This is a genomic window from Methylopila henanensis (genome assembly GCF_042681025.1).
In the GTDB taxonomy this organism is placed as follows: domain Bacteria; phylum Pseudomonadota; class Alphaproteobacteria; order Rhizobiales; family Methylopilaceae; genus Methylopila; species Methylopila henanensis.
Genome location: NZ_JBHUER010000002.1, coordinates 300,948 through 320,370 on the forward strand (window position 1 = coordinate 300,948; position 19,423 = coordinate 320,370).

Annotated in this window: 12 protein-coding genes; 4 read left to right on the plus strand and 8 right to left on the minus strand. The window is 72.1% G+C overall.

Translation table 11 applies throughout. The annotated features are described in order from the left end of the window. Positions 1-119 precede the first annotated feature (119 nt). Together pepN and ACFSCV_RS04085 are read left to right on the plus strand one after the other, a co-directional pair. Positions 120-2,753 (plus strand): aminopeptidase N, encoded by a 2,634-nt coding sequence (pepN, locus tag ACFSCV_RS04080; protein ID WP_378797248.1) that lies wholly within the window; start codon positions 120-122, stop codon positions 2,751-2,753. Positions 2,754-2,940: 187 nt separating this feature from the next. Further along, entirely contained in the window at positions 2,941-5,250 is a 2,310-nt protein-coding gene (locus ACFSCV_RS04085) for a PAS domain-containing sensor histidine kinase (RefSeq protein ID WP_378797250.1), read from the plus strand. A 27-nt stretch (positions 5,251-5,277) separates the two neighbouring features. Here ACFSCV_RS04085 and ACFSCV_RS04090 read toward each other — a convergent pair whose 3' ends face one another. The 8 genes from ACFSCV_RS04090 to ccmI all read right to left on the minus strand — a co-directional run bounded on the left by ACFSCV_RS04090 (position 5,278) and on the right by ccmI (position 16,523). Next, a complete protein-coding gene (locus tag ACFSCV_RS04090; protein WP_378797252.1) occupies positions 5,278-8,247 on the minus strand; it encodes a bifunctional [glutamine synthetase] adenylyltransferase/[glutamine synthetase]-adenylyl-L-tyrosine phosphorylase in 2,970 nt (989 codons plus the stop codon). A gap of 78 nt (positions 8,248-8,325) precedes the next feature. Then, positions 8,326-9,762: a sensor histidine kinase gene (locus ACFSCV_RS04095; protein WP_378797253.1), complete on the minus strand. Its 1,437-nt coding sequence runs from the start codon at positions 9,760-9,762 to the stop codon at positions 8,326-8,328. Continuing rightward, the gene (locus ACFSCV_RS04100) at positions 9,746-10,438 is read right to left on the minus strand and encodes a winged helix-turn-helix domain-containing protein (RefSeq protein WP_378797255.1); all 693 of its coding nucleotides are present in this window, start codon (positions 10,436-10,438) and stop codon (positions 9,746-9,748) included. Before ACFSCV_RS04100 ends, ACFSCV_RS04095 begins: the two co-directional genes overlap by 17 nt. A gap of 228 nt (positions 10,439-10,666) precedes the next feature. Continuing rightward, positions 10,667-12,262 carry a Do family serine endopeptidase gene (locus ACFSCV_RS04105; RefSeq protein ID WP_378797257.1) on the minus strand — a complete coding sequence of 532 codons (1,596 nt, stop codon included), beginning with the start codon at positions 12,260-12,262 and terminating at the stop codon, positions 10,667-10,669. 145 nt (positions 12,263-12,407) lie between these two features. After that, positions 12,408-12,905 (minus strand): cytochrome c-type biogenesis protein, encoded by a 498-nt coding sequence (locus ACFSCV_RS04110; RefSeq protein WP_378797259.1) that lies wholly within the window; start codon positions 12,903-12,905, stop codon positions 12,408-12,410. Then, the gene (locus ACFSCV_RS04115; RefSeq protein WP_378797261.1) at positions 12,902-14,893 is read right to left on the minus strand and encodes a heme lyase CcmF/NrfE family subunit; all 1,992 of its coding nucleotides are present in this window, start codon (positions 14,891-14,893) and stop codon (positions 12,902-12,904) included. The genes ACFSCV_RS04110 and ACFSCV_RS04115 overlap by 4 nt, the downstream gene beginning before the upstream one ends. Next, entirely contained in the window at positions 14,890-15,390 is a 501-nt protein-coding gene (gene ccmE, locus ACFSCV_RS04120; RefSeq protein WP_378797263.1) for a cytochrome c maturation protein CcmE, read from the minus strand. Before ccmE ends, ACFSCV_RS04115 begins: the two co-directional genes overlap by 4 nt. A gap of 11 nt (positions 15,391-15,401) precedes the next feature. Beyond that, a complete protein-coding gene (gene ccmI, locus ACFSCV_RS04125) occupies positions 15,402-16,523 on the minus strand; it encodes a c-type cytochrome biogenesis protein CcmI (RefSeq protein WP_378797265.1) in 1,122 nt (373 codons plus the stop codon). Between the two features lie 214 nt (positions 16,524-16,737). On the opposite strand from ccmI, the gene ACFSCV_RS04130 reads away from it, so the two are divergent. Both ACFSCV_RS04130 and ACFSCV_RS04135 read left to right on the plus strand, forming a co-directional pair. After that, complete coding sequence (locus ACFSCV_RS04130; RefSeq protein WP_378797267.1) at positions 16,738-17,892, plus strand: NAD(P)/FAD-dependent oxidoreductase; 1,155 nt, start codon at positions 16,738-16,740, stop codon at positions 17,890-17,892. Next, positions 17,889-19,423: NAD(P)-binding protein (locus tag ACFSCV_RS04135; RefSeq protein ID WP_378797269.1), on the plus strand; the 1,535-nt coding region annotated here is incomplete at its 3' end. The genes ACFSCV_RS04130 and ACFSCV_RS04135, both read left to right, overlap by 4 nt.

Genomic DNA, 19,423 nt, shown 5'->3' on the forward strand with positions numbered 1-19,423 from the left:
TCAGCGCGTTCCGCTGATGGCGGCGAGGCAGGGCCGTCGACAGGCCCGCCTTGCCTCCGCCCCGCGCTCAAGCCTAAACCGGACGCCCTGTTCGCACCCCAAGCCGACGGAGCCGTGCCATGCGCGCCGAGGACCCCCAGATCGTCCGTCTCGCCGACTATCGGCCGTCGGACTTCCTGATCGAGACCGTCGACCTCGACGTGAACCTGCACCCCACGGCGACGCGGGTGACGGCGCGGCTGTCGATCCGCCCCAATCCGGACGGCCGCGAGCGCGCAGCGCTCGTGCTCGACGGCGAGGACCTGAAGCTGGTCTCGGCCGCGATCGACGGCGGCGCGATCGAGGCCGATGCGCTCGACGTCTCGCCGGAGCGGCTGACGCTCGCGAACCCGCCGCGCCGCCCGTTCGAGCTCACCATCGTCACCGAGATCGACCCGACCGCCAACACGCGGCTCATGGGGCTCTATCGCTCCAACGGCGCCTACACCACCCAGTGCGAGGCCGAGGGCTTCCGCCGCATCACCTATTTCCTGGACCGGCCGGACGTGCTCGCGGTCTACACCACCCGCGTCGAAGGTCCGAAGGACGAGACGCCGGTCCTGCTGTCGAACGGCAACCTCGCCGAAACCGGCGAGGCCGGCGACGGCCGCCACTTCGCCGTGTGGCATGATCCGCACCCGAAGCCGTCCTACCTGTTCGCGCTGGTGGCGGGCGACCTCGGCGTGGTGGAGGACCGCTTCGTCACGGCCTCCGGCCGCGACGTCGCTCTGAAGGTGTTCGTGGAGCACGGCCGCGAGGACCGCGCCACCTACGCCATGGACGCCATCAAGCGCTCCATGCGCTGGGACGAGGAAGCCTTCGGACGCGAGTACGATCTCGACGTGTTCATGGTCGTCGCCGTCTCGCACTTCAACATGGGCGCGATGGAGAACAAGGGCCTCAACGTCTTCAACGACAAGTACGTGCTGGCGAGCCCCGAGACCGCGACAGACGGCGACTACGCCAACATCGAGGCGATCATCGCCCACGAATACTTCCACAACTGGACCGGCAACCGCATCACCTGCCGCGACTGGTTCCAGCTCTGCCTGAAGGAAGGCCTCACCGTCTTCCGCGACCAGGAGTTCACCTCCGACACGCGATCGCGGCCGGTGAAGCGCATCCAGGACGTCCGCAACCTGCGGGCGGCGCAATTCGCGGAGGACTCCGGCCCCCTCGCCCATCCCGTGCGGCCGCAGGCCTACGCCGAGATCAACAACTTCTACACGCCGACGGTCTACGAGAAGGGCGCCGAGGTCATCCGCATGCTGAAGGTCCTGATCGGGCCCGAGGCGTTCAAGGCCGGCATGGACCTCTACTTCGACCGCCACGACGGCCAGGCCTGCACGATCGAGCAATTCGTGGCCTGCTTCGCGGAAGTCTCCGGGCGCGATCTCGACCAATTCATGCTCTGGTACCATCAGGCCGGCACGCCGTCGGTCGAGGTGACCACCGCCTATGACGCCGCGACGAAAACCTTCACGATCGAGGCGACGCAGCGCGTGCCGCCGACGCCCGGCCAGCCGACCAAGGCGCCGGCCGTCATTCCCATGGTCGTCGGGCTGGTCGGCCCCGACGGGCGCGATCTGCCGCTCGTCGTCGGCGGCCGGAAGGCGGACGCCGTCGTCGCGCTGACCTCCGCGACCACGCGGGTCACCTTCGAGGGACTGGAGCAGCGTCCGGTCGCCTCGCTGTTCCGCAACTTCTCGGCGCCGGTGAAGCTGTCCGCCGACCTGACCGACGACGACTACCTGTTCCTCGCGGCGAACGACCCCGATCCGTTCAACCGCTGGCAGGCCGGACAGACGGTCGCGCTGCGCAACCTCGTGGCGCGCGTCGCCGCGCTGAGGACGGGCGGCGCGACGCCGGAGGAGCCCCGGATCGCCGACGCCGTCGGCCGCGCCTTCGCGCCCGGCGAGACCGATCACGCCTTCGCCGCCCAGGTCGCCGCGCTGCCGAGCGAAGGCGACGTCGCCCGCGAGATCGGCGACGACGTCGATCCGGACGCGATCCACGCCGCCCGCCGCGCGCTGAAGGGCGCGATCGCGGCGAGCCTCGCCGACGAGATCGCGGCCGCCTATGCGCGCCTTCAAGACACTGGCCACTACAGCCCCGACGCCGCCTCCGCCGGACGCCGCGCGCTCAAGGTCAGCGCGCTGGACTACCTCGCCGCCGACGGCGGCGCGGAAGGCGTCGCGCTCGCCAAGGCGCTGTTCGACGGCGCGACCAACATGACCGACCGCATCATGGCGCTGCAGGTCCTGTCCCTGCACGCCGCGCCCGCCCGCGACGCCGCGCTCGACGCCTTCGCGGCGTCCTACGGCTCCGATCCGCTGCTGATGGACAAGTGGCTGCTGATCCAGGCCTCGGCGCCCCTGCCCGACACGCTCGACCGGGTGCGCGAACTGACGCGTAGCCGCTATTTCGACTTCGGCAATCCGAACCGCGTCCGCTCCCTCGTCGGCGCGTTCGGCGCCAACCCCACCCAATTCAACCGCGCCGACGGCGCCGGCTACGCCTTCGTGGCGGAGACCGCCCGCGCGCTCGACGCGCGCAACCCGCAGGTCGCGGCGCGCCTCCTCGGCGCGTTCAAGACCTGGCGGGCGCTCGAGCCGGGCCGCCGCGCGAAGGCCGAGGACGCGCTCCGGACGCTGTCCCGCGCGTCCGGGCTCTCGGCCGACGTCGGCGACATCGTTCGGCGCGCCCTCGGCTGAAATTCGGGGTGACGTCCAAGTGATTCATTCGACTCCACTTTTCGGCCACGCGAGGAAAAGTATTTAATCGTACGTTAATTCGTACTGGACAGTGCAGGCCGGTATTGATTCTAATAGCCAAGTCGAATCGGAACGTGGGGTTCTTCTCCGATCGACTTCAGCTCATATCGGCCGGAAGGACACTGCGATGGCGCGCGCCAACGTGGCGGGAATGCCTGTGCGTAGCTTCGGCGTGAAGAAGATCGCAGGATCCCTGTCCCGGTCGAAATTCGGCCTCGACGACGCCGAACCCGTCCTCCGTAAGCTCATCCCGGCGCTGATCGTCGCCTTCCTCTGCGTCGTCGGCGCCGGGGCGCTGATGCAGGCGCTCGACAGCCGGAGCGACGCGCTCCGGAACGCGACCGACGAGCTCGATCTGCTGGCGACGCTGGCGGCGCAGGAGCTGCCGCGCGTCACCGACCAGAACCGCGACGGCAAGCTCGGGGACGACGTCGCCGCCGCCCTGCCCCGCGCCACGACGGAGCGCGGCCGCAGGCTTTACGTCGCCGACGAGACCGGCCGTGTCTCCGTCGCGCTCGGCGCGCCGGAAGGCCAGCCGCCTTCGGATCTCGTGACGCTGCTCGGCGCGACCCAGCCGCTCACCACCTTCGGCGAGCGCGCCGGCGTGATGAGCCTGACCCTGCCCGACGGCGTGACCGCGCTCGCGACCGTCCGCAACCTGCCTTACGGCCGTCCGGGACAGATCGCGCTGGTGCAGAACGTCGACGCCGCGCTCGAAAGCTGGCGCACGGCTACGCATGGCGCCGTCACGCTGTTCGCCTCCACCAGCCTCGTGCTCGCCCTGCTGGGCGTCGCCTTCCATTGGCAGGCCGCCCGCGCCCGCGAGGGCGAGCGCGCCAACGCCCATGTCCGCCAGCAGGTCGACACGGCGCTGTCCCGCGGCCGCTCCGGCCTGTTCGACTGGGACGTCGCGCGCGGCCGCATCTTCTGGTCGCGCTCGCTGTTCGAGCTGCTCGGCTACACGCCGCGCGACGAGCTGGTCTCGTTCGGCGAGTTCAACGCGCTGATCCACCCCGACGACAGCGACTTCTACGCGCTCGCCGACGAGATCGCCCGCGGCGTCACCACCTCGATCGACCGCATGTTCCGCATCCGTGACGCGCGCGGCGAATGGCTCTGGCTGCGGGCCCGCGCCGAACTGGTGCGCAACAAGGGCGAGGATGGCCCGCGCCTCATCGGCATCTGCGTCGACGTCACCGAGCAGAAGCGCCTCGCCGAGGGCGCCGCCACCGCCGACATGCGGCTGCGCGACGCGATCGAGACCATCTCCGAGGCCTTCGTGCTGTGGGACAGCGAGAACCGCCTGGTGATGTGCAACTCGAAATTCCAGGACCTCTACGAACTCGACGAGGGGGTCGTCGCGCCGGGCGCGGCGCGGGACGACATCATCGCGGCCGGCCGCCAGCCGGTGATCCTGACGCCGGTGAAGCCCGAAGGCCGCGTCGAGGAAGGCGCCCGCACCTACGACGCGCAGATCGAGGACGGCCGCTGGCTGCACATCAACGAGCGCCGCACCAAGGACGGCGGCTTCGTTTCGGTCGGCACCGACATCACCTCGCTCAAGCGGCAGGAAGAGCGGCTGATGGAGAGCGAGCGAGCGTTGATCGCCAACGTCGCCGACCTTCGCAAGTCGCGGCAGACGCTGGAGATCCAGGCCCAGCAGCTCGCCGACCTCGCCGAGAAGTACGCCGAGCAGAAGAGCGAGGCCGAGACCGCCTCCAAGGCCAAGTCCGACTTCCTCGCCAACATCTCCCACGAGCTCCGCACGCCGCTCAACGCGATCATCGGCTTCTCCGAGATCATGGAGAGCGGCATGTTCGGCAATCTCGGCTCCGAGAAGTACTACGAGTACTGCCGCGACATCCGCGAAAGCGGCCAGCATCTGCTCGACGTCATCAACGACGTGCTGGACATGTCGAAGATCGAGGCCGGCCGCTTCGGCCTGTCGCGCGAGACGCTCGACATCGACAAGGTCGTGCTCGAAGCCATGCGCGTCATCACGCCCCGGGCCGAAGAGAAGTCGATCGCGCTGCGCGCCGAGGCCGCGACCGGCGTCACGGTCGAGGTCGACCGCCGCGCGCTCAAGCAGATCCTGCTCAACCTGCTCTCGAACGCGGTGAAGTTCACCCCGCCCGGCGGCCGCATCACCGTGCGCACCCGCGCGGTCGGCGGCGCGATGAACCTATACATCGAGGACACCGGCATCGGCATCCCGAAGGAAGCTCTGCCGAAGCTCGGCCGCCCGTTCGAGCAGGTGGAAAGCCAGTTCTCTAAGAGCCACAAGGGCTCCGGCCTAGGCCTCGCGATCTCCCGCTCGCTCGCCGAGTTGCACGGCGGCGTCATGCGCATCCGCTCCACCGTCGGCGCCGGCACCGTGGTGCTGGTCCGCCTGCCCGTCCGGGCGGACGGCGAAATCCTCGAAGACAAGATCGCCTGAGACGGCGGCGGGTCGTCTCGCCCGCCGCTACCGCAGCCCCGCCAGCACCCGTTTGAACGCCTGCCGCGCGGCCTTCTGCGTCTCCGCGAGCGTCGCCTCCAGCCGCTTGAAGTCGGGCTCGTGGGCGGTGCGGGCGAGCAGCAGCTTCAGCGCCGGGGGGGCGGACGCCGGGTCGAACGCCTCGCCGAGCGCCAGCCGCAGGATCTGCGTCAGGTCCTGCTGGAGCCGAGCCGCGGCGATCAGCGGCTCATGGTCGTCCGCCGACAGCAGCCGCAGCCGGCGCGCCCGGTCGAGCGCCGGGATCACCGCCGTGAACAGGGCTTCGGGTTTCTTCGCGGCGTGGGCGAGCTGCAGCGCCTGCACCGCGAACTCGACGTCCACCAGCCCGCCCGGCGCATGCTTGAGGTTCCAGATCCCGCCGCCGCCCTTCTCCTTGTCGAGCAGGGCGCGCATCGCCTTCACGTCGGCGGCCACGCGGGCGCGGTCGTGTGGGGCGCACAGCACCTTGCCGATGGCGCGCCCGACGGTGCGGCGGAACGCCTTCCCGCCCGCCACCACGCGGGCGCGGGTCAGCGCCATGTGCTCCCAGGTCTCGGCCTCTTCGGCCTGATAGAGTTCGAACGCCTTCAGCCGGGTCGCAAGCGGACCGGCGCGGCCCGAAGGCCGCAGCCGCACGTCGACGTCGTAGAGCACGCCCTCGCCCGTCGGTGCGGACAGGGCCGCGAGCAGCCGCTGCGTCAGGCGGGCGTAATACTGGCTCGGCGCCAGCGGGCGAGGACCGTCGCTGTCGGGCGCGGAGTCCGGATGGTCGTAAAGCAGGATGATGTCGAGATCCGACGCCGCCGTCATCTCCTCGCCGCCGAGCTTTCCGAGCGCGACCACCGCCGCAGCGCCGCCGGGAACCCGGCCATGGGCCTCGCGGAGCTCGCGCTCCACGCGCTCGAACAGGGCGCGGATCAGCGCGTCGGCGATATGGGTGAAGACGACGCTTGCCTGGTCCGCCCCGACCGCGCCGGCGGCGACGCGCAGCGACACCAGCGTCTTGAGCTCCTGCCCGACGATGCGCGCTTGATCGAGCGCGTCCTCGTAGGAGGCGGCCTGATCGAGCGCCTGCGCCACGCGCTCCTCGATCTCGACCGCGTCCGGCAGGTGGCCGAAGAAGGCGGGATCGAGCAGCGCGTCGAGCACGCGCGGGCGGCGGGCGAGCGTTTCGCCGAGCTTGGGCGCCGCGCCGAGCACGTCGGCGAGCAGCGACAGCACCTGCGGATTGGCGCGGATCAGAGCCAGAAGCGCGACGCCGGACCTAGTCCGCTCCAGCGCCTTGTCGAAGCCGAACAGCGCCTCGTCCGGCCGGCCTGAGGCTGCGAAGGCGGTCAGCAGCGCGGGCACCAGCTCCGTCAGAAGCTCTCTCGCGCGCGAACTCCGCATGGACGGGTAGCGCCCGTGATGCCAGCCGCGGACGATCGCGGAGACCGAGGCGGGCTCGCGATAGCCGAGCGCGGCGATGGTCGTGAGCGTCGCGGGATCGTCTGCTTCGCCCGTAAACACCAGGTCGCCGACGTCGGAGGCGAGCGGCGGAGCGTCCTCGAACAGCCGGGCGTAGTGCCGCCGCACCAGTTCGAGCCGCCGCACCAGCGCGTCCGCGAAAGCGGCGCGGCCGTCGAAGCCGCAAAAATGCGCGAAGGCCGCGAGCTCCTTCGCGTCGTCGGGGAGCGAATGGGTCTGCGCGTCGTCGCGCATCTGCAGCCGATGCTCGATCGTGCGCAGAAAACCGTAGGCCTCGGTCAGCTCGTCGCGGGCGCGCGGGGTGATCCAGCCGGCGCCCGCGAGCCGGGCGAGGCCCTGCACGGTGCCGCGCACTCTTAAGTCGGGATCTCGACCTCCGGCCACAAGCTGCTGGGTCTGAACGAAAAATTCGATCTCGCGGATGCCGCCGCGGCCGAGCTTGAGATTGTGGCCTTCGACCGCGATCTCGCCATGGCCCTTGTGCGCGTGGATCTGGCGCTTCATCGCGTGGATGTCGGAGATCGCCGCGTGGTCGAGCGAACGACGCCAGACGAAGGGGCGCAACTCGGACAGGAACGCTTCGCCTGCGGCCGTGTCGCCGGCGACGACGCGGGCCTTGATCATGGCCGCGCGCTCCCAATTCTGCCCGACCGTCTCGTAGTAGAGCATCGCGGCGTCGCGGGAGAGCGCGACCGGAGTCGCGCCGGGATCGGGCCGCAGGCGGAGGTCGACGCGCACGACATAACCGTCGGCGGTGCGCTCCTGCAGCAGCTTCACGAGCGTCTGCGTCACCCGCGCGAAGGTCTGCGTCGCCTCCGCAGGCTCCGCGAGCGGCGCGACCTGCGCGTCGTAAAAAATGACGAGATCGACGTCGGAGGAATAGTTCAGCTCGCCGGCGCCGAGCTTGCCCATGCCCAGCACGAACAGCCCCGAGCCCGTCTCGGGGTCGGAAGGGTCGCGCAGCGCGATCCGACCGGCCTGATGCGCTTCGACCAGCGCGAAGCGGAGCGCGGCGCGAATGGCGGCGTCGGCGAAGCTCGACAGGGCGGACGTCACCTCCGCCGGACCCCAGACCCCGCCGATGTCGGCGAGCGCGGCCAGCAGCGCGAGTTCGGCGCGGGACCGACGCAGCAGCCCCATGAGCGCCGCGCGGTCGCCGAGGGGCGCGGCGGCGACCGCGTCCAGCAGCTCCGCAAGGCGCGCTTCCGGCTCGCACTCGAACAGTTCGACCGCGCGGGCCGGCTGACGCTCGATCAGGCTCCACAGGAAGGACGATCCGTCCGCGACCGCCTCGAGCAACTGGCGGAGCTCAGGCCGCTCAGCTAGCGCCGCGATCTCGGGCGCCTCGGCGGCGAGATCGTCAAGCTTCCGGCGCGCGGCCTTCGAGTCGGCGGGCGTCGCAGACGACCGGACGCGCACGGCGAGCGCGCGCGCATCCTGCTCCTGCGCCGCCGCGGCCGCTTGTCGTGCGGTCGTCTTGCGAGCGGTCATGGGCATTTCCTCCGCCCGACGTTGTAAGCGTCCGGGCGGCCGCCCCCAAGCCCGAATGACGGATTAAACGGCGCCCGGCTACGTCGACGCCGCGCCGCGCGGGGGCGCGAGGGCCGGCGTCGAGGGCGCAGGCAGCGCCGCCGGCGTGAGCGGCAAGGCCAGCACCGCACGGAGGCCGGGCGCGTTGTCCTCAAGCGTCAGCGTCCCTCCGTGCAGGCGGGCGACGGCGGCGACGAGCGCCAGACCGAGGCCTGAGCCCGGACGTGAGCGGCTGCTGTCGAGCCGCACGAAGCGCTCCAGCGCGCGGACGCGGTCGGCCTCCGGCACGCCGGGCCCGCGGTCGGCGACGACGAGCCGAGCGCCGTCTTCGTCCGCGGTCGCCGAAACCGCGACCTCGCCGCCGTCCGCCGCGGCGTAGTTCAGCGCGTTCTCGATCAGGTTGGCGACCGCCTGCCCGATGAGCTCGCGGCTGCCGAGCAGCCGGATCGGCGTCGGCGCGCTCACGGTGAGTCGCGCGCCGCGCTCCTCGGCGAGCGGCTCGTAGAGCTCGGCAACGCTCTGGGCGATGTCGGCGAGGTCGACCGGAACGAGCTGGTCGCGCCCGCCGCCGGACTCCGCCCGCGCGATCAGCAGCAGCGCGTTGAAGATGCCGAGCATGGCGTCGGCGTCGGCGATGATCTGCTCGACCGACGCCTGCCACTCGTCCTCGTTGCGCGCCGTGCGCAGCGCGGTCTCCGCGCGGTTGCGCAACCGCGTCAGCGGCGTCTTGAGATCGTGGGCGATGTTGTCGGAGACCTCCTTCAGGCCCGCCATCAGCTCGTTGATGCGGTCGAGCATCGCGTTGGTGGCCTGCGCCAGCCGGTCGAACTCGTCGTCCGAGCCCGTCACGGCGAGACGCCCGGACAGATCGCCCGCCATGATGGTGCGGGCGGTGTCGGTCATGGCGTCGATGCGGCCGAGCACCCGCTTCGCCACGAACACGCCGCCGGCGAGGCCGAGCACCACGACCAGCGCCAGCGACCACTGCACCGCGTTGGAGATCACCGCGGACAGCCGCTCGCGCTCCTCGGTGTCGCGCCCGACCAGCAGCCGGTAGCCGCCCGGCAGCACGAACACACGCACGACCGCGGGATAGGGCGCCGCCGCGGTCTCGCCCACCCGCTGGTACGGCAGCTCGCGTTCGCCGGCTTCGGCGAGCGAGGCGTCCGGCAGTCCGGAGACGTTCCCGGCCAGCACCTCGCCGGTCATGGTGGTGACGAGGTAGATCGAGCCGCCGGAGCGGTTGGAGCGTTCCTCGACGATCGCGACCAGACGGCGGATGCCGCCCTGCCGGTACTGCTCGGCGAGCCCGGTGATCTCGGCGTTGACGGTGGCGTTGAGCTGGCCCGCGATCAGGGCGTTGGCGTGCCAGGAGACGTAGATCAGGACGACGACGGACAGCGTCGCGAACACGACGAGATAGGCGAGCGCGAGCTTGAACGCGGTGGTGCGGAGAAGCTTACCGAGCGCCGTCACGGATCAGATATCCGGCGCCGCGCACGGTGTGCAGCAGCGGCTTGTCGAACCCCTTGTCGATCTTCGACCGGAGCCGCGAGACATGGACGTCGATGACGTTGGTCTGCGGATCGAAATGGTAGTCCCAGACGTTCTCCAGCAGCATGGTGCGGGTCACGACCTGGCCGGCGTTGCGCATCAGGTATTCGAGCAGCCGGAACTCGCGCGGCTGCAGTACGATCTCCTGCCCGGCGCGGCTGCAGCTGTGCGACAGGCGGTCGATCTCGAGATCCGCCACACGATAGACCGTCTCGCCGGCGCTGGCCTGGCCGCGGCGGGCGAGCGTCTCGACGCGGGCGAGCAGTTCGGCGAAGGCGTAGGGCTTGGTGAGGTAGTCGTCGCCGCCGGCGCGCAGGCCCTGCACGCGGTCGTCCACATGGCCGAGCGCCGACAGGATCAGCACCGGCGTGGTCGCGCCTTCCGCCCTCAGCCGGCCGATCAGGCTCAGCCCGTCGAGCTTGGGAAGCATGCGGTCGACCACCAGCACGTCATAGGAGCCGGAGGTCGCGAATTCGTAGCCCTCGGCGCCGTCAGAGGCGTGATCGGCCACGTGCCCGGCCTCGCTCAGGGCCTTCACCATGTAGGCCGCGGCCTCACGGTCATCCTCAACGATCAGAAGCTTCATGGACGAGGTCATGGCGCGCCTCCCGCGCAGCCGCAAGCGGATTGAGCGCCGCGGCGGCGCCCGCGGGCTTCAGGCGGGGAAGAGGCGACCTCCCGGAGTCGAGGGACGAGGCTCCGGAAGGCCGCTGGAGGTGGCGAAGCGGCAGGCGCGCTGAAGGGGGAAACAGCGGCCTGCCGCCCGCATCACGGACCCGGGCGTGGTTCGGAGGCCACGGACGCCCGGGGCGTGGCGGCCGCGGCGTCAGCCGCGGCCGATCTCGACCGGCACGAACCGGGTGGCGTCGTTGCGCTTCACGCGCAGCAGAACCGAGCGCTTTCCGCTCTTCTGGGCGGCGTCGAGCGATGCCGTGACGTCCTTGGCCGACGTCACCTCGCGGCCGCCGACTTCGAGGATCACGTCGCCCTGCTCGAGCTTGCCCGCGGCCTGGCCGTCGTCGTCGACGCCGGTGACCACGAGGCCCTTGTCGCCCGAACCGGCGACGCGGCTCGCCGGCGTCACCTGGATGCCAAGCTTGACGTTCGCCGCGCCCGTGTCGCTCTCGGAGTCGTCGTCGCTGTTGAGCGAGGCCTGCTGCTGGTCCGGCAGCTTGCCGAGCGTCAGGTCGGTCTTCAGCTCCTTGCCGTCGCGCCAGTAGGTCAGCTCGACCTTGGTGCCGGGGCTGAACGACGCGATCTTGCGCGACAGGTCGCGGGCCTCGGCGACGGACTCGCCGTTGACCTTCTGGATGACGTCGCCGGACTTCAGGCCCGCCTTTTCGCCGGGGGTGCCGCTCTGCGCCTCCGCCACCAGCGCGCCCTGCGCCGTCTTCAGGCCGAGGCTTTCGGCGATCTCGTCGGTCACGGGCTGGATCTGCACGCCGATGTAGCCGCGCTCGACCACGCCGCCGTCCTTCAGCTTGGCCACGACGTCGGTCACGATCTCGGCCGGGATCGAGAACGCGACGCCGACATTGCCGCCGGACGGCGAGTAGATCGCCGTGTTCACGCCGACGACCTCGCCCCGCAGGTTGAAGGTCGGGCCGCCCGAGTTGCCGTGGTTCACCGCCGCGTCGATCTGCAGGAAGTCGTCATAAGGCCCGGCGCCGATGTCGCGTCCGCGCGCCGAAACGATGCCGGCCGTCACCGTGCCGCCGAGGCCGAACGGGTTGCCGACCGCGATCACCCAGTCGCCGATGCGGGTCTGCTTGTTGTCCGCGAAGGTCACGTACGGCCAGTCCTTGCGGTCGCCCTCGACCTTCAGCAGCGCGACGTCGGTGCGCGGGTCCGTGCCCACCACCTTGGCCTTCAGCGTGGTCTTGGCGTCGTCGCGGACGAGCTCGACCTCCTTGGCGTTCGCCACGACGTGGTTGTTGGTCACCACGTAGCCGTCGCCGGAGATGAAGAAGCCCGAGCCCTGGCTCATGCCGAAGCGGCGCGGATTGCGGCGCTGCTGCTGCTCGTCGCCCTGGCCGAACTGCTTGAAGAAGCGCTTCAGCGGATGGTCGTCGGGGAGCTGGTCGAGACCGGGAATGCCGCCGGGCCCGCGCTGGCCGGGCGCTCCGGGACCGCCGGGGCCTCCCGGGCCCATGGCGAGGGGGCCGGTGGCCTCGGTCTTCACCCGCACACTGACGACCGCCGGACGTACGCGGTCGGCGACGTCGGCGAAGCTCGGAAGCGCCGGCGCCGCCTGCGGCGCGATCGCGGAGGATTCGGCGCGGGCCGGCGTCACGCCGACGGTGAACGCCTGCACGCCAAGCGTGCCTGCGACGCCGAGCGCGATCGCTGAGGCGAGGAGCGTCGCGCGGCGGCGCGCCAGGAACCCGCCTTCGGGTTTGGAGGAACGGGGCGAAGTCGACATCGGGCAAGATCTCCGAAGCGGTGAACCTGACGCCTCATATGGGCGGTCGGTCCGGAGATTCACCTGTCCGAGCTTACGTAACGCTGTCCGGAGCATGAAATCTCCGTAAGGCGATCACGCCGCCGCGAGACGGCGCGGCCTGCGTTCAGGCCGGACGGGAGCCGTCCTCGCGGTCGAGCAGGGCCTGCAGCCGCGCCTGCTCGGCCTCGCTCAGGCCGTCGGCGCCCGTCGCCCTGCGGCGCGAGCGCAGGCCCCAGACGAGATAGCCGATCAGGCCGACCGCCAGCACCGCTGGGGCGAACAGCCACAGCAGCGCCGTCTCCCAGGTGAAGCGCGGCCGCAGCAGCACGAACTCGCCGTAGCGCGCGGTGAGGAAGGACAGGACCTGCGCGTCGCTGTCGCCAGCCTGTATCCGCTCCCGGACCAGCACCCGGAGATCCTTCGCGAGCGGAGCGTCGCTGTCGTCGATCGACTGGTTCTGGCAGACCATGCAGCGGAGCTCGTAGCTGAGCGCCCGCGCGCGGGCCTCGAGCTGCGGGTCGTTCAGCTCCTCGCCGGGCTGCACCGCGGCGGCGGGCGCGGCCAGAGCGAACGCCATGGCGATCACGGCCAGGAGCCTGCCGCCCGAGCGCAGCGCCGTCACTCCGCCGGCGCCGGGTGGGCGGCCGGCAGGGCGCGGGCGCTCTTGCGGGGCGCGCCGACGCGCAGACGCCGGTCCGCGAGCGACAGGCAACCGCCGAGCGCCATGAAGATCGAGCCGAACCAGATCAGCGTCACCAGCGGCTTGTAGGTGATGCGCAGCGCCGCCGCGCCGTCGCCGCGCGCCTCGCCGACCGAGGCGTAGAGCTGCGACAGGCCGAAGGTCGCGATGGAGGATTCCGTCAGGTCCATCTGCCGGGCGGTGTAGAGCCGGCGCGACGGCTCCAGCCGCGTCACCACCGCGCCGTCCCTGCGCACTGTGAGCTTCGCGACCGTCGAGCGGAAGTTCGGCCCCTGCCGCTGGATCATGCCGTCATAGGAGATGTCGTAGCCGGCGATCTGGACCGTCTGGCCCTGCTTGAGCGCCGACACGGATTCGCTCTCCCAGGCGGTCGCCGCCACGACGCCGAGCAGCGTCACGCCCATGCCGGCATGGGCGAGCGCCCCGCCCCAGGCCGAGGACGGCAGGCCGCGGGCGCGCCGGAGCGACTCCGCCGGCGAGGCGCGGAACAGCTTCGCGCGCTCGGCGATCTCCGCGAAGGCGCCGACGATGGCGAACAGCGCGAGGCCGACGCCGAGCGGAGCCAGCGTCGGGCCGCCGCGCACGAAGCCCGCGACCAGCGCGGTCGCGACCACTGCGACGGCGATCGCGCCGAGCAGGCCGTTCAGCGCGCGGGTCGCGTCGCCGCGCTTCCACGCGAGCAGCGGCGCGAACGGCATCACCAGCATCACCGGCAGCATCAGCGGGCCGAAGGTGTTGTTGAAGAAGGGCGGCCCGACCGAGATCTTCTCGCCGGTCACGGCCTCCAGCGCGAGCGGGTAGAGCGTGCCGACGAACACCGCGGCGCAGGCCGCCGTCAGGAACAGGTTGTTCAGCACCAGCGCGCCTTCGCGGCTGACCGGCGCGAACACGCCGCCCTGCTTCAGCGACGGCGCGCGCAGCGCGTAGAGCGCGAGGCTGCCGCCGACGAAGACCACGAGGATGATCAGGATCGCGACGCCGCGCGCCGGGTCCACCGCGAAGGCGTGGACCGAAGTCAGGACGCCCGAGCGCACGATGAAGGTGCCGAGCAGCGACAGCGCGAAGGTGAGGAGCGCGAGCAGCACGGTCCAGACCTTCAGGGCCTCGCGCTTCTCCATCACCACGGCGGAGTGCAGCAGCGCGGTGCCGGAGAGCCACGGCATCAGCGAGGCGTTCTCGACCGGGTCCCAGAACCAGAAGCCGCCCCAGCCGAGCTCGTAATAGGCCCAGTAGGAGCCCATCGCGATGCCGAGCGTCAGGAACAGCCACGCCGTCAGCGTCCAGGGGCGCACCCAGCGCGCCCAGGCCGCGTCGACCTTGCCCTCGATCAGGGCGGCGACGGCGAAGGAGAACGCCATCGAGAAGCCGACATAGCCGACATAGAGCAGCGGCGGATGGATCGCGAGGCCGGGATCCTGCAGCAGCGGGTTGAGGTCCTGCCCCTCGAGCGGCGGCTGGTCGAGCCGAGCGAACGGGTTCGAGGTGATCAGCACGAACAGCAGGAACGCGACCGAGATCGTCGCCTGCACGCCGAGCACGTCCGCCTTCAGCCGCTCCGGCAGGTTGCGGCCGAAGCCCGCCACCAGCGCGCTGAACAGCGCGAGGATCAGCACCCAGAGCAGCAGCGAGCCCTCGTGGTTCCCCCACACGCCCGAGATCTTGTAGATCAGCGGCTTCGCGGAGTGGGAGTTCTCCACCACGTTCACGAGCGAGAAATCGGAGGTGACGTAGGCGTGGGTGAGCGCCGCGAACGACACCGCGACCAGAGCGAGCTGGCCGAAGGCGAGCGGGCTCGCGAGACCCATCAGCGCGGCGTCGCGGACGCGCGCGCCCCAGATCGGCAGCACCGACTGCAGGATCGCGAGCGCAAGCGCGAGGACGAGCGCGTAGTGGCCGATCTCGGCGATCACTTGGCGCCCCCGGCTTCGTCGCCCTTCCAGAGACCCTGCGCCTTCATGCGGTCGGCGACGTCCTTGGGCATGTAGTTCTCGTCGTGCTTGGCGAGCACGGTGTCGGCCTTGAACGTGCCGTCGTCCTGCAGCACGCCCTCGGACACGACGCCCTGGCCCTCGCGGAACAGGTCGGGCAGCAGGCCGGAATAGGTCACGGGCATGTCGCGGGCGTTGTCGGTGACGGTGAAGCGCACGTTCGGACCGTCATGGGAGATCGATCCGGCCTTCACCAGCCCGCCGAGACGAAGCCGCGTTCCGGGCGCCTCGCCGCGCTGGGCGATCTCGCTCGGGGTGCGGAAGAACACGATGGTGTCGTCGAGCGCCGTCAGCACCAGCGCCGTCGCGGCGGCGAGCACGATCCCGACCAGGCCGAACAGCGCGAGACGGCGGCGCTTGCGCGAGGCGCCGCGGCGGCGCGGCGAGGGAAAGGCGGTCTGAGAGGCGTCGATCGTCATCCCGATACCCTTTACGCGCCGCGCCCCTCAAGACCAACCCCGAGCGCCAGCGCGTCGAGCCGGGCCGCCGAGCGTGGATCTGAGCCGAACTTCTCGCGCGCGGCGGCGAGCGAGGACCGGGCGCGGTCGAGGTCGCCGAGCGCCGCCCGCGACTGCACCAGGCGGAGCCAGTCGCCGATCTCGCCGCTCTCGCTCACGCGGGCCTCGAGCCGGTCGACCATGCCGCGGATCAGCGCCATGCGCTCCTCCGGCGTCTTGGCGACCGCGGCCTCCTCCTGGCTCGGCATCGGCAGCGGCGGTGTGGCGGCGAGGCGCTGCAGCTCGCCGCGGACGCCGTCGAGATACGGCGCGTCGGCGGGCGCGGCGACGATCACGGCCCTGAGCCGGGCGATCGCGCCGGCGAGATCGCCGTCCTGCGCCTCGGCGCGGGCAAGATAGACGGAGCCCTTCACGGAGGGCGGATTGGCCTTCGCCGCGCGCTCGAAGGCCGCGCGGGCGTCGGCGGTCACGACGCCGTCGGCGGCGGCCGTCAAAGCCTCGCCCAGATTCGCCTCGAGCTCGCCGGAAGACCCGAGCGTCCGGATCGCGTTGGCGTATGCCGTGGCGGCGTCGTCGGCGCGGCCGAGCCGCATGTAGACGGGGCCCAGCACCATCCACCCGCGGCCGTCGCCCGGGTTGCGCGCAAGCTCGGCTTCGACGCGCGAGACCAGCTCGGCGACGTTGTTGGTGTCGACGGGAGCCTTAAGGCGCGCCGAAAGCGGATGATCGGCGATGTCGGGCCGGCCGATGGCGGCGTAGGTCCCAAGCGCGATCGCCGGCACGGCGACCAGCGCCGAGACCGCCGCGACGCGGCGGCGCCAGGTCGCGCCCTGTCCGGTGTCGGTCGCGAGGGCCGCCTCGCTCCGCTCTGTCGCCGCGAACAGCCGCCGGGCGATCTCGGCGCGGGCGGCGTCCGCCTCGCGCCCGCCGATCAGGCCGCGGGCGCGGTCACGCTCGATCTCGTCGAGCTGGTCGCGGTACACGGCGACGTCGCCGGCGGCGTCGTTCTCGCGCGCACGGCTGCGCGCCAGCGGCCACAGCACCAGCAGCATCGCCGCGCCCGTCATCACCGCGAGGACGATCCAAAGCTCCATCGCCGAGTTTGGTCCTTTTCCAAATTCAGCGCAGGACATAGCCGCGTTGGCGCTCCGGGAGAAGAGGCACGGGGTCGCGCCGTCCTAACGCTTTGGCGCCACGAGCGGCCATTTCACATCGAACCGGCTGACGCCTGCGCGGGACGCGTTAGTTTAGACGTGGTCCAGCCCGACCCGGCCGTCATTCCGACGGCGTCCCGCCGACGAGACCGAATTGATAGGAAGCCTGTTTCCCGCCCGCGCCTTTCCGCCGTCCGCCTTCGCCGCCCGTGAGCGGCCCCAGCCTGCGAACGGCTACGACGTAATCGTGATCGGCGGAGGAGCGCTCGCTTCGGCGCTCGCCCGCGCCTGCGCCGGAAACGGAGCGGCGGTGGCGATGCTCGCGCCCGGCGCGATCGAGCCGACGCCGGCCGAGCGCGCATGGCCGGTGGTGCGCGCCGCCCATCCGGACGCGGGGCGCATCGCGATCCAGGCGGACGCGCCGCAGCGTCTGGCGAAGCTCGCCCGCTGGCTCACCCCTTCTCCCATGGCGGAGCGCGCGGGCTGCCTCACGCTCGGCCTCGACGAGGATCGGGTGCGGACGCTCGGCACCGAATCCGGCCACGCCAAGGCGCATGGCGTCGAGGCCTGGATGGTGCCCGCCCGCGAGGTGGCGGCCCTGGCGCCGCCGCTCGGGCGCGGACGCGGGCTCGCGCCCGCCCAGCACGAGGCCGGCGCCATGGTCGTCGAGGCCGACTGCCTCACGCTCGGCCTCGCCCGCGCCGCCGAGGAGGCCGGCGCCGCGATCTTTCCTGGCGCGCGCGTCGACGCGCTGGCCCGCGACGGGCAAGCCGTGATCGGCGTGGAGCTCGGCGGCCGCTTCGTGCGCGCCGGCGCGGTGGCGCTCGCCGACGACGCCTCCGCGATCCGGCTGGTGCGGGAGGGACGCGGCCGGCTCTCGCTCCGGCGCGAGGAGCGGACGGCGCTCACGACCGGGGCCGGAGCGCCCGAACTGGGCGCCGCCGTCATCGCCGGCGATCTCACGCTCGCGCGCTGCGCGACCGGCGCGGCGACCCTGTCCGGGCCCTGCGGGGCCGACGCGATCGCGACGCGGGCGATCGCGCTCGCGCCGGAACTCGCCGCGCTCGAGGTGGCGTTCGAACAGCCGGTGACGCTCTGGACCGGCGTCGACGGCCGCGCGCAGATTGGACCGGCCGACATCGACGGGCTGTGGCTCGCGTTGGGCTTCGGCCGCGACGCGCTGAGCCCGGTCTTCGCCGCGGCCGAACACCTTGCCGCCGCGCTCGGCGGCGGCCGAGACGATCCCGACTTCGCGCCGTTCGCGCCGACGCGCCGGGCTGCGCCGCGCCTCGCGGAGATAGCGTCATGAGCGGCTTCCACCGGCTGCCCGCCACGGCTCCGGCCCGGTTCGGGACGGAGATCGACCGCAGCGAACCCGTGGGCGGACGCTATGACGGCCGCCCGCTCGTCGGCCTTTACGGCGACACGCTGGCGAGCGCCCTGCTCGCCTCCGGTTCGGTGGTGTTCGGGCGTAGCGCCCTGCTCGGCCGCCCGCGCGGCCTGTTCGCGCTTGGCGCGGACGATCCCCACGCCTGGGCGTGCGCAGAGGCCGACGCCGATCCGGGCCCGGCGGACTTCCTTGGGCTGACCGAAGGCTTCGTCGCCCGTCCGCCCGCTGACGACGCATCTCCGTTGGCGCGGCTGTTCGAGCGACGCGGCTCCGCCGCCGCGGGCGCGTCCGGACGGCTGCCGCCGCTCGGGCGGCGCCTCGCCGCGCGGCTCGCGCGACATCTCCCGTTGCCGGCCGTCGACCGGCCGTTCGACGCGGTCGCGACGCCCGCGACGCGCGAGAGCTGCGACGTGCTGGTGATTGGCGCGGGCCTCGCCGGCCTCGCGGCCGCATCCGCGGCCGCCGCGGCGGGGCTGCGCGTCGTTATGGTCGAGGCGGCTCCCCGCGTCGGCGGCGCCGCCGACCTCTATGACGAAACGGTCGACGGTCGGCCGCCGCTCGCCTGGGCGCGGGACCGCGCCGCCGGCCTCGTCGATCGGGGCGCCGAGATCGCGCTCCGCGCGGTCGCCGTCGCAGTCGACGCGAACGGCGCCGTGACAGCGCTCGACCGCGGACCCGGACCGCGCCCCGGTCCCCTTCGGCTGCGGCTGATCGAACCGCGCGCGCTGGTGATCGCGACTGGCTGGCGCGAACGCGGGCTCCTCTTCGCCGGCAACGACCGGCCGGGCGTGATCCTGGCCGGAGCCGCGCGCGCCTTGCTGCGCCGCTACGCCGTCGCTCCGGGCGCGCGCGTCGTGATCGCGACCGCCAGCGACGAAGGCCACCGCACGGCCATCGACCTGCGCGAGGCCGGGGTTACGGTGGAGATGACGGTCGACGCGCGCGAGAACCCCGACACGCCCATGGTCAACCTCGCCAAGGCGCTTGGCGCGCCAATGAGCTTCGCGAGCGTGGTGGACGGCGTGGAGACCTCGTCCGGGGGCGACCGCGTCGTGAGCGTCACCGCCCGCAACCGCTTCGGCGAGGGGATCGCCGCCGCGCCGCGGCGCCTGTTCGCCGACGCGCTGGTGGTCTCGGGCGGGCTCGCCCCGCGCGACGACCTCTGGGGCGGCGCGGGCGACGCGATCATCGTGACGGACGGGCCGGACATGGCGGACGCCGTCGCCGGCGGGCATGCGGCGGGCGCGGAGGCGGCGCGCCGGCTCGGCGCCGTAGTCGATTGTCCGGCGCCCGAAGCGTCCGGCGCCGCCGACGCGCCCGACGACGCCGCGGCGCGCGCCGCCTACCGCGAACGGTTGACGCCGGAAGGCGCGCGCACGGCCTTCGTCGATCTCGGGGCCGACGTCACCGCGGCCGACGTCGCAGAGGCCATCGCGCGGGGGGTCGGCGG